This window comes from Pseudomonas sp. TWR1-1-4 (assembly GCF_049897165.1).
In the GTDB taxonomy this organism is placed as follows: domain Bacteria; phylum Pseudomonadota; class Gammaproteobacteria; order Pseudomonadales; family Pseudomonadaceae; genus Aquipseudomonas; species Aquipseudomonas canadensis.
This window is the reverse complement of the sequence record NZ_JAFCVS010000005.1, coordinates 339,358-354,180: the sequence shown is the minus strand read 5'-3', so window position 1 is coordinate 354,180 and position 14,823 is coordinate 339,358. Positions and strand designations below refer to the sequence as shown.

The following is a 14,823-nucleotide window of genomic DNA, read 5'->3' as shown; positions in this document are numbered from 1 at the left end:
GCCATGCAACATCTGGTAACGCCTCCACCGAGCGCTACCAAATGTGAGTCCTTATCATTTGCCCACTTTTTGCAAATGAGAGACCGCACCCATGTTGGCACCCAAGCGCCTCCTGACTGCCCTGGCACTCACCCTGATCGGCAGCACCACCGTGCAGGCCGCCGACGAAGTGGTGGTCTACTCCTCGCGCATCGACGAACTGATCAAGCCGGTGTTCGATGCCTACACCAAAAAAACCGGCGTGCAGGTGAAGTTCATCACCGACAAGGAAGCCCCGCTGATGCAGCGCATCAAGGCCGAGGGCGAAAACGCCACCGCCGACCTGCTGCTCACCGTCGATGCCGGCAACCTCTGGCAGGCTGAGCAAATGGGCATCCTGCAACCGTTCACCTCCCCGGTGATCGACAAGAACATCCCCCTGCAATACCGTTCTTCCAAACACACCTGGACCGGCCTGAGCCTGCGCGCGCGGACCATCGCCTATTCCACCGACCGGGTAAAACCGGGTGACCTCACCACCTACGAAGCCTTGGCCGACAAGCAGTGGGAAGGCCGCCTGTGCCTGCGCACGGCGAAAAAGGTCTACAACCAGTCGCTGACCGCCACCCTGATCGAAACCCATGGCGCGGCCAAGACCGAAGAGATCGTCAAGGGTTGGGTGAACAACCTGTCCACCGACGTGTTCTCCGATGACATTGCCGTGCTGGAGGCCATCAACGCCGGGCAATGCGACGTGGGCATCGTCAACACCTACTACTATGGTCGCTTGCACAAGCAGAAGCCGGACCTGGCGGTAAAACTGTTCTGGCCGAACCAGGGTGACCGTGGTGTGCACGTGAACCTGTCGGGCATCGGCCTGACCCAACACGCTCCGCACCCGGAAGCCGCCAAGGCACTGGTGGAGTGGATGACCACGCCTGAGGCGCAGAAGATCTTTGCCGACGTGAACCAGGAATTCCCGGCCAACCCGGCCGTGCCGCCGTCGGCGGAAGTGGCGAGCTGGGGCAAGTTCGTGGCGGACACCTTGCCGGTGGAAGTGGCGGGCAAGCGCCAGGCCGAGGCGATCCGGTTGATGGATCGAGCTGGCTGGAACTAAATTTGTAAAACGCCGCAGATCGAAATGTGGGAGCGGGCTTGCTGTGGTGAGCGGGCTTGCCCCGCGCTGGGCTGCGCAGCAGCCCCCTCCCAGATTCGATTGTGGTGTTTTCAAGCTATTCACTCACTGAGAACTGACTTTGGCCCACCCCGCCCAACGCCGCTGGTACCTGCCGGTCTTCACCGTCGCCGCCCTGGTGCTGCTGCCGCTGAGTGTGCTGTTGCTGTCCTGGCAAAGTATCGACGCACAAATCTGGTCCCACCTCTGGGAAACCCAGATGCCGCGCCTGCTGGGCAACACCCTGACCCTGGTGTTGGGTGTCGGTGTCGGCGTGACCCTGCTGGGCGTGAGCCTGGCCTGGCTGACCAGCCTCTGTGAGTTCCCCGGTCGGCGTTGGCTCGACTGGGCGTTGATGCTGCCGTTTGCCATTCCTGCGTACGTCCTGGCTTTTGTGTTTGTCGGCTTGCTGGATTTCTCCGGCCCGGTGCAAACCTTGCTGCGCGAATGGTTCGGCAGCGGCTTGAGGCTGCCACGGGTACGTTCCACCGGTGGAGTGATCATCGTGTTGGTGCTGGTGTTCTACCCCTACGTTTACCTCCTGGCGCGCAGCGCATTCCTGGCCCAGGGCAAAGGCCTGATGGAAGCGGCGCGGGTGTTGGGGCAATCGCCGTGGCGAGCGTTCTGGCATGTGGCCCTGCCCATGGCGCGGCCGGCGATTGGGGCCGGGGTGGCCCTGGCGTTGATGGAAACCCTGGCGGATTTCGGTGCGGTCTCGGTGTTCAACTTCGATACCTTTACCACAGCCATCTACAAGACCTGGTACGGCTTTTTCAGCCTATCCAGCGCCGCCCAGTTGGCCAGCCTGTTGCTGCTGGTGGTGATGCTGGTGCTGTATGGCGAGCGCCGAGCACGCGGCGCCAGCCGGCCGAGCAACGAGCGGCCACGGGGCAAGGCGCTGTATCACCTGCGCGGGTTCAAGGCGGCGGCGGCCAGTGGTTGGTGTGGGCTGGTGTTCGCCTGCGCTTTTGTCATCCCGATGCTGCAACTGGTCGCCTGGTTCTGGCAGCGCGGTCGCTTCGATCTGGATGAGCGCTACTCCGGCTTGATAGTTCACACGCTTTATCTGGGCGGGATCGCCGCCTTGATCACGGTCAGTGTGGCGCTGGTGCTGGCCTTCGCCAATCGGCTGGCACCGACGCGGGCGATCCGCTCCGGCATTAGTCTGGCCAATGTCGGTTATGCCTTGCCGGGTTCGGTGCTGGCGGTGTCGATCATGTTGGCGTTCAGCTATCTGGACCGTGAATTGGTGGTGCCGTTGTCCGGCTGGCTCGGCGGCGCGGGCAAGCCCTTGCTGTTGGGTAGCCTGTCGGCGCTGGTGCTGGCGTATCTGGTGCGATTCCTGGCAGTGGCCTATGGGCCGCTGGAAAACAGCCTGGCGCGCATCCGGCCCTCGTTGCCGGAGGCAGCGCGCAGCCTTGGCGTCAGCGGCCCACGACTGTTTTGCAAAGTGTATCTGCCGTTGCTGCTGCCGGGGACCTTGAGTGCAGCGCTGTTGGTCTTCGTCGATGTGCTCAAGGAAATGCCCGCGACCCTGCTGATGCGCCCGTTCGCCTGGGACACGCTGGCGGTGCGGATCTTTGAAATGACCAGTGAAGGCGAATGGGCACGGGCTTCTCTGCCCGCGTTGACACTGGTGCTGGTCGGCCTGTTGCCGGTGATCGGGCTGATTCGACGCTCCGCCCGGCAAATCGGTTAGGTGCCAGTCCTACAGCTTGCGGCTACAATGCGCGGCATTCGGTGCGCTTCGTCTTTCGGAGCGGGTCGCTGGGCGTGGCTGCAGGCCTTGTAATTCAAGGCGTTCAGCACGAACAGTAGCTCCGCGCACCTTCGCCACGCCCGGAAGGAGAAACCCATGGGACAGCGTACGCCTCTGTATGACCTGCATCTCGCCCTCGGCGCGAAAATGGTCGATTTTGGCGGTTGGGATATGCCTCTGCACTACGGCTCGCAAGTTGAAGAACACCATCAGGTGCGACGCGACTGCGGGGTGTTCGATGTATCTCATATGACCGTGATCGATGTCACCGGCCCCCAGGCCAAGGAATGGCTCCAGTACCTGCTGGCCAACGATGTCGAACGTCTGCATGGCTGCGGCCGTGCGTTGTATAGCGCCATGCTCAACGAAAAGGGCGGCGTGGTGGACGACATGATTGTCTACCGCACGCAAGCCGCTTATCGGCTGGTGGTGAATGCTGCTACCCGTGACCAAGACATGGCCTGGATGCACGCGCAACTGGGCAATTACCAGGTGAAGCTGCATGAACGCCCTGAGTTGGCCATGCTCGCCATCCAAGGCCCCCACGCCCGGCAGAAGATCGCCGAGTTGGTCACGCAGTCTCGCAGCACGCTGATTCACCAGCTCAAGCCTTTCGAAGGCCAGGCCGATGGCGATTGGTTTATCGCACGCACGGGTTACACCGGCGAAGATGGACTGGAGATTGTACTGCCGGCTGATCAGGCGCCGGGCTTTTTCAACGATCTGGTAGGCGCCGGTATTTCCCCCATTGGCCTCGGCGCTCGCGATACTCTGCGCCTGGAAGCCGGTATGAACCTCTACGGCCAGGACATCCATCAGGAGGTTTCGCCGTTGGCATCGAACATGGCCTGGAGCATTGCGTGGGAGCCGGCCGAGCGCAATTTCATCGGCCGCGCCGCGCTGGAAGCGGAAAAAACGGCGGGTGTGCAGTTCAAACTGGTCGGGCTGGTACTGGAAGAACGTGGGGTTTTACGCGCTCACCAGGTGGTTCGTATCGCCAATATTGGCGAAGGGGAGATCACCAGTGGTAGTTTCTCTCCTACGCTGAGCAAATCCATTGCCCTGGCGCGAGTACCGACGGCAACCGCTGATCGGGCCGAAGTGGAAATCCGCGGCAAGTGGTACCCGGTTCGAGTGGTCAAGCCGACCTTCGTGCGCCATGGCAAAACCTTGATCTAACCTATTTCCGGCAGGCCAGTGGCCGCTGACATTACTTATTGAGGACACAGATTATGAGCAATATCCCTGCCGAACTGCGTTTTGCCGAAAGCCACGAATGGGCACGCCTGGAAGCTGACGGCACCGTGACCGTCGGTATTTCCGACCATGCTCAGGAAGCATTGGGTGATGTGGTGTTTGTTGAGCTGGCTGAAGTCGGCGCTACGTTTGAAGCCGAAGGCCAGGCGGGTGTGGTTGAGTCGGTGAAGGCTGCTTCGGATATCTACGCCCCGGTTGCCGGCGAAGTGATTGCAGTCAACGAGGAACTGAGCGGTAGCCCTGAGCTGCTGAACTCCGACCCGTACGGCGCGTGGATCTTCAAGCTCAAGCCAAGCAACCCGGCTGATCTGGAAAAACTGCTGGATGCTGCTGGCTACAAAGCCGCCATCGGCGAGTAAACGCAAAACCCACTGTGGGAGCGGGCTTGCTCGCGAAAACGGAATGTCAGTCACTGAATGTGTCTCTGATACACCGCTTTCGCGAGCAAGCCCGCTCCCACATTGGATTGTGTCAGCTGTGAGTGCTTAGTTCGCTTTCAGAACCGCTTTCACTGCTGCCACCGACCGCTCCACATCCGCCTCCGTCATCGCCGTGAACATCGGCAACGACACAATCAAACGACCGACTTTTTCCGCCACCGGGAACATGCCTTCCTTGAAGCCCTGTGCCCGATAAAGACTCAGCAGGTGGATTGGCGGGTAGTGATAGCCAATGCCGACGCCGTGGGCCTGCATCTGTTCCATGAAGGTGGCGCGGGCCGGCTGGCCGTCCTGGCGTTCCGGTAGCACCAGTTGGAACAGGTGCCAGTTGCTGTTTTCGAAGTCGGCTGGTGGCAGTTGTGCGCCGTACTGCTCTTCAAAATCACTGCCAAAGCATTTGAAATAGTGCCGCGCCAGGTGCTGGCGATGCGTGGTGATCTGCTCGATATGGGCAAACTGCCCCAAGCCAATGGCTGCGGCGATGTCGGTCATGTTGAATTTGCCGCCCAGCACATCCACATCCAAGCCATCGAAGCCGGTGCGGGTCACGCCTTGCAGGCGATACTTCTCCGCCAGCCGCGCTTCTTCGGCGTTGTTCAAGACCAGGCAACCGCCCTCGGAAGAAGTGATGTTCTTGTTGGCCTGAAAGCTGAACGACACGAAATCACCGGTGGCGCCAATGCGTTCGCCATCCCAGCTCGACCCCAGTGCCTGGGCCGCGTCTTCGACGATGCGCAGGTTGTACTTGTTCGCCAGTGCATACAGCATCGGCATGTCCAGCGGCAGGCCGGCCAGGTAAACCGGGATGATCGCCTTGGTACGTGGGGTAATCGCGGCTTCCAACTGGGCCAAGTCGATGTTGCGGGTGACCGGGTCGATATCGGCAAACACCGGCGTGGCGCCGACTTCCAGGATCACGTTGGCCGTGGCAACCCAGGAGATCGGCGTGGTGATGACTTCATCGCCAGGCCCGATCCCTGCAATGCGCAAGGCAATCTCCATGGTGCAGGTGCCCGAGTTGAAGGTGCGCACCGGCCGGCCGCCAAAGTATTCCGACAGCTGAGCTTCGAATGCCTGCACTTTCGGCCCGCTGGTGATCCAGCCCGAGCGCAGTACATCGCCGACCGCCGCGATGGTGGCTTCATCAATGGTGGGTTTGGAGAACGGCAGGAAGGGCTGTTGGCTCATGACGACGAAGGCATCCGTTTCAGATTGGCGATGAGTAGGCGAGGTATCAGTACCGGCATGGTTGCACGGCTTGACTGAATATAGCCTGTCGCCTGTGAATGAATCGTCACCGTCCGGGCAAAAAAATGCCGCTTCAACAGCGGCATTCTCTACCGGGCTTTATCAGCTGTGAAAGCAGGAATGCTTACGTAGTGCTCAGCCGCGATGATCATAGGAATTGAAGACAAAAAAATACCGCTGTTCAAAGCGGTATTTTTTACTAAACCCGAGTTATTCGGTAACGGCGTTTTTCGCGAGGATGGCGTTGGCCAGCTCCATATCCGTGGCTTGCAGGCCAGGGTTGTCGGCGCGGACTTTCTGCATGGCGGCTTCCAGGTACGGGCCACGGATGCCGCCGTCGCTGGCAACAAAGCTGCCTGCGTCGTCTTGCGCAGCGACCACCAGCTTATGGTCCTTGAAGGTCAGGTACGTCGAGCCGGTAGTGGCGCCCGACGAGATGACATTGCGCCAGAAACTGTCGGCCATGGCTGAACCGACTGGGAGGGAAAGCACAGCAAGGGTTGCGACAGCATATTTGAGACGCATGATGGGTGACTCCGGGTGGGTTATCTGTACTTTATGATTGTAGTTAACCCAACCGAGTTCCATCACTGACTAAACAGTTTCAACCCTTAACACCACACCATCCTGGCCAACCACCCGGACTTGAGCGCCTACGGGACTGTCTGGACCCGTCACCATCCACACGCCGTCACCGACTTTTACCTTGCCCCGGCCATCCACAATCGCTTGATGCACCATGAATGTGCGGCCGATCAATTCCGAACCGCGTTCGTTGAGGCCCGGCTGGTCGCTGGCTTTGGCACTGCTGCGCTGGCGCTTCCACCAATACACGGCTGTCAGGATCGACAACACGGCAAACAATAGAAGTTGCCACTCCAGCCCCAAAGGCGGCACCAGGAACTTGATCACGCCCACGGCTGCCGCGGCGATGCCCATCCACAGCAGGTAACCACCGGCGCCGAATACTTCAAGAATCAACAGGACCGTACCCAGCGCCAGCCAATCCCAAAACGACAGATGCTGCAGGAAATCCCACATGGCGCTGGCCTCAGCCTTTCTTGTTGTCGAACGTTGCCTTGACGATTTCGCCGATACCGCCGACCGCACCGATCACTTGGCTGGCTTCCAGCGGCATCAGGATGACCTTGCTGTTGTTGGCCGATGCCAGCTTGCCCAGCGCATCGATGTACTTCTGCGCGACAAAGTAGTTGACCGCTTGCACGTTGCCCGACGCAATCGCTTCCGACACCACCTGGGTCGCGCGGGCTTCGGCTTCGGCCTGACGCTCACGGGCTTCGGACTCAAGGAATGCCGCCTGTCGGCTACCTTCGGCCTCCAGGATCTGCGCTTGCTTCTTGCCTTCGGCGGTCAGGATTGCCGACGCTCGCAGGCCTTCAGCCTCAAGGATTTGCGCACGCTTGATCCGCTCGGCTTTCATCTGGCCCGACATGGCGGCCATCAGGTCGGCAGGCGGGCTGATGTCCTTGATCTCGATACGGGTGATCTTGATGCCCCACGGTGCGGTGGCTTCGTCCACGGTTTTCAGGAGTTTTTCGTTGATGCCGTCACGCTGGCTGAGCATGGCATCCAGCTCCATGGAACCGAGCACGGTACGGATGTTGGTTTGCAGCAAGTTGCGGATGGCGTGTTCGAGGTTGTTGACCTCGTACGCGGCCTGGGCGGTGTTGACCACCTGGAAGAAGCACACGGCGTCGATCTGCACGGTGGCGTTGTCGGCGGTGATGACTTCCTGGGGCGGGATATCCAGCACGCTTTCCATCACGTTGATCTTGCGACCGATGCGGTCCATGACCGGGATGATGATGTTCAGGCCAGGCTTGAGGGTGTTGGTGTAGCGGCCGAAACGCTCGACTGTCCACTGGTAACCCTGGGGGACGACCTTGAAACCCATGAACAGGATGGCGATGGCCAAGCCCACGAAAAGAAGCAGTACGGTTCCGATCTGCATAGCGATTCCCTATCTGAATGTGTCAGTGAAACGACGTTGGGCCGATTGTAACGGTGTTGTCACCGATAAGAACGGTTTCACTGCTCATCAAACAAAGGATTTGTTACCGAATCCCCAGGTGTCACTCGTAACACTTCCGCCATCGTGGTCAGCCCCGTCTCGACCTTATGCAGGCCAGCCATGCGCAGGCTGCACATACCTTGGGTAATCGCCGCCTGGCGCAAGGCCTGTACATCGGCGCCGGGTGTGATCAGCATCTTGAGCGCTTGGTTCAGCACCATGATTTCGTAAACACCCGCTCGGCCCCGATAACCGCTGTGTCGACATTCCACGCATCCGACCGCCTCATGGACCTCACCCAGCGTCCGCTTGCAGTGAGGACACAGAACCCGCACCAACCGCTGCGCCATCACCCCCAATAACGTGGCCTTGATCAAATAGTGAGCAATGCCCAGTTCTTGCAAACGGCTGATGGCACTGGGTGCGTCGTTGGTATGTAGGGTCGACAGCACCAGATGCCCGGTCAGTGCGGCCTGGATCGCCATTTCGGCGGTCTCCTGGTCGCGGATCTCGCCAATCATGATGATGTCCGGGTCCTGGCGCAGCAGGGCGCGGATGCCGCTGGCGAAGGTGAGGTCGATGTTGTGCTGCACCTGCATCTGGTTGAACGCCGGCTCGACCATTTCAATCGGGTCTTCCACGGTGCATAGGTTGACCTCCCGGGTCGCCAGTTGCCTGAGCGTGGTGTAGAGCGTGCTGGTCTTGCCCGAACCGGTCGGACCGGTCACCAGGATGATGCCGTGGGTCTGGCGCGTCATGGATTGCCAGCGTTGCTGGTCATCAGCCGACAAACCCAGCTGGTCAAAGCCCTTGAGCAGGACCTGCGGGTCGAAAATCCGCATTACCAGCTTCTCGCCAAACGCCGTGGGCAAGGTGGAAAGGCGCAGCTCAACTTCCACGCCCGCCGGGCTTTTGGTCTTGACCCGTCCGTCCTGGGGCCTGCGTTTTTCTGCCACGTTCATGCGACCCAGGCTTTTCAGGCGGCTGACGACGGCCATCGTCACCTGGGGCGGAAATTGATAGACGTCGTGCAGCAGCCCGTCGATGCGAAACCGCACACGCCCTTGTTCACGGCAGGGTTCGACATGGATATCGCTGGCGCGCTGGGCGAACGCGTACTGCAGCAGCCAATCGACGATATTAACGATGTGCGCGTCGTTGGCATCCGGTTCCTGGTCGCTGGCGCCAAGGTTGAGCAGGTCGACATTGCCAGGCGCCGTGACCTTTTGATCGGCGCTGCTGACGGATTTCGCCAGTCGGTAGAACTCATCGATACAGCGCGTAATGTCCTGGGGATTGGCGACCACGCGTTTGATCGAGCGCTTGAGCACCTGCGCAAGCCCGGCTTCCCAGCTGGTGACATGGGGCTGGGCGCTGGCGATGGTAACGGTTTGCGCATCCACCGCCACCGCGAGGATGGCGTGGCGCTGGGCGAATGCGTGGGACATCAGCGGCACCACTGTCGCCACGTTGATCTTCAACGGGTCGATGCGCAGATAAGGTTGCCTGGCCTGCTGGGCGAGCCATTCGGTCAGGGTCTCCAGGCATGCGCCTTGGGCTGCGATGCTCTCTAGTGGATGCTGGGTGTTGCTGGCCGGCAGCGCCGACAAGCGGTGGGCGAGTTCAGGCGTGATCAGCCGCCCTTCGACCAAAGCCGGCAACAGCTGATGCAGTTCCAATCGTTGATCAACCGGCATGAAGGTTTTCCTGGGTGGCAGTGGGTGTAAATCCCAGGCTAGCCAGCCCCTGAATATCTGCCTCCCAACGTGTATTGCAGGCTTTTACTGGGCGACCGCCACCACCGCTTGAGGCCCCATGGAGTCAGCCGACCACACATCCAGCGTGCACACGCTGATCAGGTTTCGAATCTTTTCACCGATCACTTGCGCGCGGTGCCAGCTCAGGCCGTCCATCATGATGTCGATGTTCAGCAGGTCACCTTCCCGGTTCACCATGATCTGTCGCGGCGTGAGGAATTGCAGCGCGAAATAGTTGAGGACCCGGCACAAAACATCAGGCTCCGCCTCGGCAACGATCCGGTAATGCGCCTGGCAATGAACGCTGGTGACGGCCCACGCATCGACGCGGGTAACAGGATGGGGGGTTTCAACGGCGTGCATGGGAAAGCTCCAGATTCGACTGTAGAAATTTTTACATTCGCCAACGGAGATTTCTTATCTAAGATGAGGCTGTTTCAGGATTAATCGAATTGATCAATTCAAGACAGGCACCATTTAGGGTATTTATATGCACAGTGAGTTGGACGCCTACGACCGCCGTATCCTGGCCTTGCTGCAAGAGGACGCCTCGCTGTCCAGTGCTCAGATCGCCGAGCAGGTCGGCTTATCCCAGTCACCGTGCTGGCGGCGTATTCAACGTCTCAAGGAAGAGGGGGTAATTCGCGGCCAGGTGACGTTACTGGACCGCAAGAAGATCGGCCTCAACACGCAGATCTTTGCCGAGGTCAAACTCAACGCCCACGGCCGCTCCAACTTCACCGAGTTCACCGACGCGATTCGCGGGTTTCCGGAAGTGCTGGAGTGTTATGTGCTGATGGGGGCGGTGGATTTTCTGTTGCGTATCGTCACCTCGGATATCGAGGCGTACGAGCGGTTTTTCTTCGAGAAGTTGTCGATGGTGCCGGGGATTCAGGAGGTCAATTCGATTGTGGCGTTGTCGGAGATCAAGTCCACCACCAGCCTGCCAGTGTTGCGCTGACAGGCTGGAGGTAGCGATTTTACAGACGCAGCAGCGTCTTCCACGCACGGTTCTGGTACACCGCAATCGCCTGATGCATCCGCGCATCCAGCGACTCATCGGTAATCGGCTGGTTAGCCAGTTGTGCCAACTTGTTGAGCTCGCCGTACAGACGGTCCAGTTCCGGGATGTCCACCACCTGACGCGCATGGTGCAGCCAGGCCTGGATGCGTTCGATGCGCGGCAGTTGCTCGGCCAGGTCTTCCGGCTGTTGCTGGTAGCGCGGCAGTTGCAGGGCGACGGCGTCTTCGGCCAGCAGGCGTGGCAGCCAGTTGGTGATTTGTGCAGCGCCCTGGCGGTTGCCACGCACGTTGCGGTCGGCGGTCCAGGTACGGGCCAGCAGCCAGCGTGAAGCGTTTAGTGAGAACAGGCCCCAGCGTACGTCTTCCAGTTCTTCGGCGAACTGTTCCGGCGCGGCTTTGCGGATGTCTTCGTCGTCGTCACCGGCTTGCACCAGTGGGCGCCAGTCTTCCAGCAGGGCATCCAATGCGCTGCGCAGCTCGCTGGTGGATTGACGTGGTGCTGCCTGGCCGAGGCTGCCGACCAAGGCGCGCAGTTCGCCGAGGTTGTCGACCCAATCTTGCAGCAGGCGCCAGTGGCCATTGAAGCGGTATTGCTCGGCCAGGCGTTGGCTGCTGCCCAGCAGGTGCCACATGATCGCGGCGAAGGCATCGTCCAGCGGCATTTCAGCGTGGATCTGCGGCGCCGGCAGGCTCAGGGAGTAGCTGCTGGCGTCGTACAGGCGGTAGCCACGCTCGGCCTTGCTGATATCGCACGGCATCAGGGCCAGGGTGGCGGCCAGTTCGGCGGCCAACTCCAGCAGGGCGGCCGGTTCGCCTTCGCGCAGTTCCAGTTCCAGCTCGCAGATTTCTTCTTTCTGCTTGCCGACCACCACGTGGCCCAGGTCCAGAGCAGCTTCGATGACCACCTTGGCCTTGCCACGGCCCCAGGCGATTTCGGCGCGTTCACGCACGAAGTCGGTGGTGAAGATCGGCTTGAGGGTCTTTTTGTCCAGCTCGGCCAGTTGCTCGGGCCAGCATTCGCCGTCGAGTTTTTTCACGTCGAGCTTGGCTTTGGGCAATTCCCAATTGTATTCGTTACGTTCCGACAAGCCGGCGACGCTCTGGCCACGTGTCTTGAGAGTCTGGATGATGTCGTCACCGTCCTTGCGCAGGCGCAGGGCGACTTTGGCCTGGGCCAGGTCGCGCTCGGGGGTGTCGAAATACTGGTTCATCAACTCACGGCGTTCCCAGCCACTTTTGTTGCGTTTTTTCAGCAGCGGGTGCTCACGCAGCGCGGCGAGGGTCTCGCGGCTGACGCGAAGCTTGATTTCAGTTTCTTTTTGCATGGCCGGTACATCCAGGATCGGGAGCGCAGCCGGGGAAAAGAGTGGCTGCCAAGGTCGTGCAGTGTACAGGACTGAGCCCGGCAACGTGCCGCAACGGTTTATTGTGTCGTGCAGATGGCTCTATAGTGGGGCTCATCCGGGAAGTCGAGAGGCCGCGCATGCCATTACCGTCCATGAAAGAGCAGTTCGCCGCGCTGATTGCCGCGCCATCGGTCAGTTGTACCCAGGCGTCTCTCGACCAGACCAACCGCTCGGTGATCGATTTGCTCGCCAGTTGGCTGGGCGACCTGGGTTTCGCCATCGACATTCAGCAAGTCAGCCCCGGCAAGTTCAACCTCCTGGCCAGTTACGGCAGCGGCCCCGGCGGGCTGGTGTTGGCAGGCCATAGCGATACCGTTCCCTATGACGCCGCGTTGTGGAAGACCGATCCGCTCAAGCTGACGGAAGTCGACGGTCGTTGGGTAGGACTGGGCAGTTGCGACATGAAAGGCTTTTTCGCCCTGGCCATCGAGGCGGTGCTGCCGTTGTTGGATCAGCCGTTCAAGCAGCCACTGCTGATTCTCGCCACCTGCGATGAAGAAAGCTCCATGTCCGGCGCTCGCGCATTGGCAGAGGCAGGGCGCCCGTTGGGCCGCGCCGCGGTGATTGGCGAGCCAACCGGGCTCAAGCCGATCCGCCTGCACAAAGGCGTAATGATGGAACGCATCGACATTCTTGGCCAAAGCGGCCATTCGTCGGATCCCAGCCTTGGGCACAGCGCCCTCGAAGCCATGCACGACGCCATTGGCGAACTGCGCGGCTTGCGCCTGGCCTGGCAGCGCGAATACCGCAACCCGCAATTCAGCGTGCCGCAACCGACCCTGAACTTCGGCTGCATCCACGGCGGCGACAACCCCAACCGCATCTGCGGTCAGTGTTCCCTGGAATTCGACCTGCGCCCTCTGCCCGGCATGGACCCGCAGGTGCTGCGCGACGCCATCCGGCAAAAGCTCGTCCCCTTGGCTGAACGCCATCAGGTCAAGATCGATTACGCGCCGCTGTTCCCCGAAGTGCCGCCTTTCGAGCAACCCGAAGATGCCGAACTGGTGCGGGTCGCGGAACGATTGACTGGCCATCGTGCCGAAGCAGTAGCGTTCGGCACCGAAGCGCCTTATCTTCAGCGCCTTGGGTGTGAAACCCTGGTGCTCGGCCCTGGCGACATCGCCTGCGCTCACCAACCCGGCGAGTACCTCGAAATGTCACGCTTGACGCCTACAGTGCGTCTATTGCGGGAACTGATCGACCATTACTGCCTGAAACCTGCATAAATTAACCCCAACCTGTTCGTACATAGAAAGGAGAGTGAGCGTGTCGCCAAGCCTGTTCCGACGATAACCATCAGCCCGCTGTGCGCTTTCACGATTCATCCTTTTTCGGCTGCTTTTTATTACAGGCCCAGGTGTTATGCCCGACTACGTTAATTGGCTTCGTCACGCGTCCCCCTACATCAACGCCCACCGCGACTGCACCTTTGTGGTCATGCTGCCCGGCGATGGTGTGGAACACCCCAACTTCGGCAATATCGTCCACGACCTGGTGCTGCTGCACAGCCTGGGCGTGCGCTTGGTGTTGGTCCACGGTTCGCGGCCACAGATCGAAGTGCGCCTTGAAGCGCGTGGCCTGATCCCGACTTATCACGAAGGCATGCGCATCACTGACGCGGCGACGCTGGAGTGCGTGATCGACGCGGTCGGCCACCTGCGCATCGCCATTGAAGCGCGCCTGTCGATGGACATGGCCTCGTCGCCGATGCAGGGCTCGCGCTTGCGTGTAACCAGCGGTAATTTCGTGACCGCACGCCCCATCGGCGTATTGGACGGCGTGGACTACCACCACACCGGCGAAGTGCGCCGTGTCGACCGCAAGGGCATCAACCGCCTGCTGGACGAGCGCTCCATCGTGCTGCTGTCGCCGTTGGGCTACTCGCCGACCGGTGAAATCTTCAACCTGGCCTGCGAAGACGTCGCCACCCGCGCCGCCATCGACCTGGGTGCCGACAAGCTGCTGCTGTTCGGCGCCGACATGGGCCTGCTCGATGAAAACGGTCGCCTGGTGCGCGAACTGCGCCCGCAACAAGTGCCGGCTCACCTGCAGCGCTTGGGCAACAGCAACTATCAGGCTGAATTGCTCGATGCGGCTGCCGAAGCGTGCCGGGGTGGGGTAGGGCGTAGTCATATTGTCAGCTACGCCGAAGACGGTGCCTTGCTTACTGAACTCTTCACCCGGGACGGCGGCGGTACGCTGGTGGCCCAGGAACAATTTGAGCAGGTGCGTGAAGCGGCGATTGAAGACGTGGGCGGCTTGCTCGACCTGATCAGCCCGTTGGAAGAGCAGGGCATCCTGGTGCGCCGTTCGCGGGAAGTGCTGGAGCGTGAGATCGAACAGTTCAGTGTGGTGGAGCGCGAAGGCATGATCATCGCCTGTGCGGCGCTGTACCAGATCGCAGATTCGGACGCAGGTGAGCTGGCGTGCCTGGCGGTGAATCCGGAATACCGTCATGGCGCGCGCGGCGATGTGTTGTTGGAACGCATCCAGGCCCGCGCTCGTGCGCAGGGGTTGAAGACTTTGTTTGTGCTCACCACCCGCACCGCCCACTGGTTCCGTGAGCGGGGGTTTGTGCCGAGTAGCGTGGACCGTCTACCGTCGGCGCGGGCATCGCTGTACAACTATCAGCGTAATTCGAAGATTTTCGAGAAGGCCCTGTAATCCCCATTCTGTAGGAGTCGGGGGGGGGGGGGGGGGGGTTTTTATGGGGGCACACCCCGCCACCCCCCCCCACCAAACGGGGGG

At 60.6% G+C, this 14,823-nt stretch carries 14 protein-coding genes; 7 read left to right on the top strand and 7 right to left on the bottom strand.

Features of this window, described 5'->3' with window-relative positions:
- Nucleotides 1–91 precede the first annotated feature (91 nt).
- From ACP7C6_RS17405 to gcvH, 4 genes are all read left to right on the top strand, one after another.
- A complete protein-coding gene (locus ACP7C6_RS17405; RefSeq protein WP_028618388.1) occupies nt 92–1,096 on the top strand; it encodes an extracellular solute-binding protein in 1,005 nt (334 codons plus the stop codon).
- Between the two features lie 139 nt (nt 1,097–1,235).
- Entirely contained in the window at nt 1,236–2,852 is a 1,617-nt protein-coding gene (locus ACP7C6_RS17400; RefSeq protein WP_426109037.1) for an ABC transporter permease, read from the top strand.
- A gap of 156 nt (nt 2,853–3,008) precedes the next feature.
- A complete protein-coding gene (gene gcvT / locus ACP7C6_RS17395; protein WP_122686927.1) occupies nt 3,009–4,091 on the top strand; it encodes a glycine cleavage system aminomethyltransferase GcvT in 1,083 nt (360 codons plus the stop codon).
- Between the two features lie 53 nt (nt 4,092–4,144).
- Entirely contained in the window at nt 4,145–4,528 is a 384-nt protein-coding gene (gene gcvH, locus ACP7C6_RS17390; protein ID WP_426109036.1) for a glycine cleavage system protein GcvH, read from the top strand.
- Between the two features lie 126 nt (nt 4,529–4,654).
- Here the strand turns inward: gcvH and ACP7C6_RS17385 are convergent, their stop codons facing one another.
- The 6 genes from ACP7C6_RS17385 to ACP7C6_RS17360 form a co-directional block, all read right to left on the bottom strand.
- Nucleotides 4,655–5,797, bottom strand: a complete 1,143-nt coding sequence (locus ACP7C6_RS17385; RefSeq protein ID WP_068931513.1) for a DegT/DnrJ/EryC1/StrS family aminotransferase — start codon at nt 5,795–5,797, stop codon at nt 4,655–4,657.
- A 270-nt stretch (nt 5,798–6,067) separates the two neighbouring features.
- Nucleotides 6,068–6,382: a DUF2388 domain-containing protein gene (locus tag ACP7C6_RS17380; RefSeq protein ID WP_003176799.1), complete on the bottom strand. Its 315-nt coding sequence runs from the start codon at nt 6,380–6,382 to the stop codon at nt 6,068–6,070.
- A 69-nt stretch (nt 6,383–6,451) separates the two neighbouring features.
- Complete coding sequence (locus ACP7C6_RS17375; RefSeq protein ID WP_016978979.1) at nt 6,452–6,898, bottom strand: NfeD family protein; 447 nt, start codon at nt 6,896–6,898, stop codon at nt 6,452–6,454.
- A gap of 10 nt (nt 6,899–6,908) precedes the next feature.
- Entirely contained in the window at nt 6,909–7,829 is a 921-nt protein-coding gene (locus ACP7C6_RS17370; protein ID WP_010207363.1) for an SPFH domain-containing protein, read from the bottom strand.
- Between the two features lie 77 nt (nt 7,830–7,906).
- Nucleotides 7,907–9,586, bottom strand: coding sequence for a GspE/PulE family protein (locus ACP7C6_RS17365; protein WP_311893568.1), 1,680 nt, complete (start codon nt 9,584–9,586; stop codon nt 7,907–7,909).
- A gap of 84 nt (nt 9,587–9,670) precedes the next feature.
- Complete coding sequence (locus ACP7C6_RS17360; RefSeq protein ID WP_311893569.1) at nt 9,671–10,009, bottom strand: hypothetical protein; 339 nt, start codon at nt 10,007–10,009, stop codon at nt 9,671–9,673.
- A gap of 127 nt (nt 10,010–10,136) precedes the next feature.
- Between ACP7C6_RS17360 and ACP7C6_RS17355 the strand changes: the two genes are divergently transcribed.
- On the top strand, nt 10,137–10,607 hold the full coding sequence (locus ACP7C6_RS17355) for an Lrp/AsnC family transcriptional regulator (protein WP_010207358.1): 471 nt from the start codon (nt 10,137–10,139) through the stop codon (nt 10,605–10,607).
- A 19-nt stretch (nt 10,608–10,626) separates the two neighbouring features.
- On the opposite strand, the gene ACP7C6_RS17350 is transcribed toward ACP7C6_RS17355, so the two are convergent.
- The gene (locus ACP7C6_RS17350; RefSeq protein ID WP_311893570.1) at nt 10,627–11,994 is read right to left on the bottom strand and encodes an inorganic triphosphatase; all 1,368 of its coding nucleotides are present in this window, start codon (nt 11,992–11,994) and stop codon (nt 10,627–10,629) included.
- 158 nt (nt 11,995–12,152) lie between these two features.
- Between ACP7C6_RS17350 and argE the strand changes: the two genes are divergently transcribed.
- Nucleotides 12,153–13,301 carry an acetylornithine deacetylase gene (gene argE, locus ACP7C6_RS17345; RefSeq protein WP_311893571.1) on the top strand — a complete coding sequence of 383 codons (1,149 nt, stop codon included), beginning with the start codon at nt 12,153–12,155 and terminating at the stop codon, nt 13,299–13,301.
- 136 nt (nt 13,302–13,437) lie between these two features.
- On the top strand, nt 13,438–14,739 hold the full coding sequence (gene argA / locus ACP7C6_RS17340) for an amino-acid N-acetyltransferase (protein WP_068937307.1): 1,302 nt from the start codon (nt 13,438–13,440) through the stop codon (nt 14,737–14,739).
- The last annotated feature ends 84 nt before the right edge of the window (nt 14,740–14,823 follow it).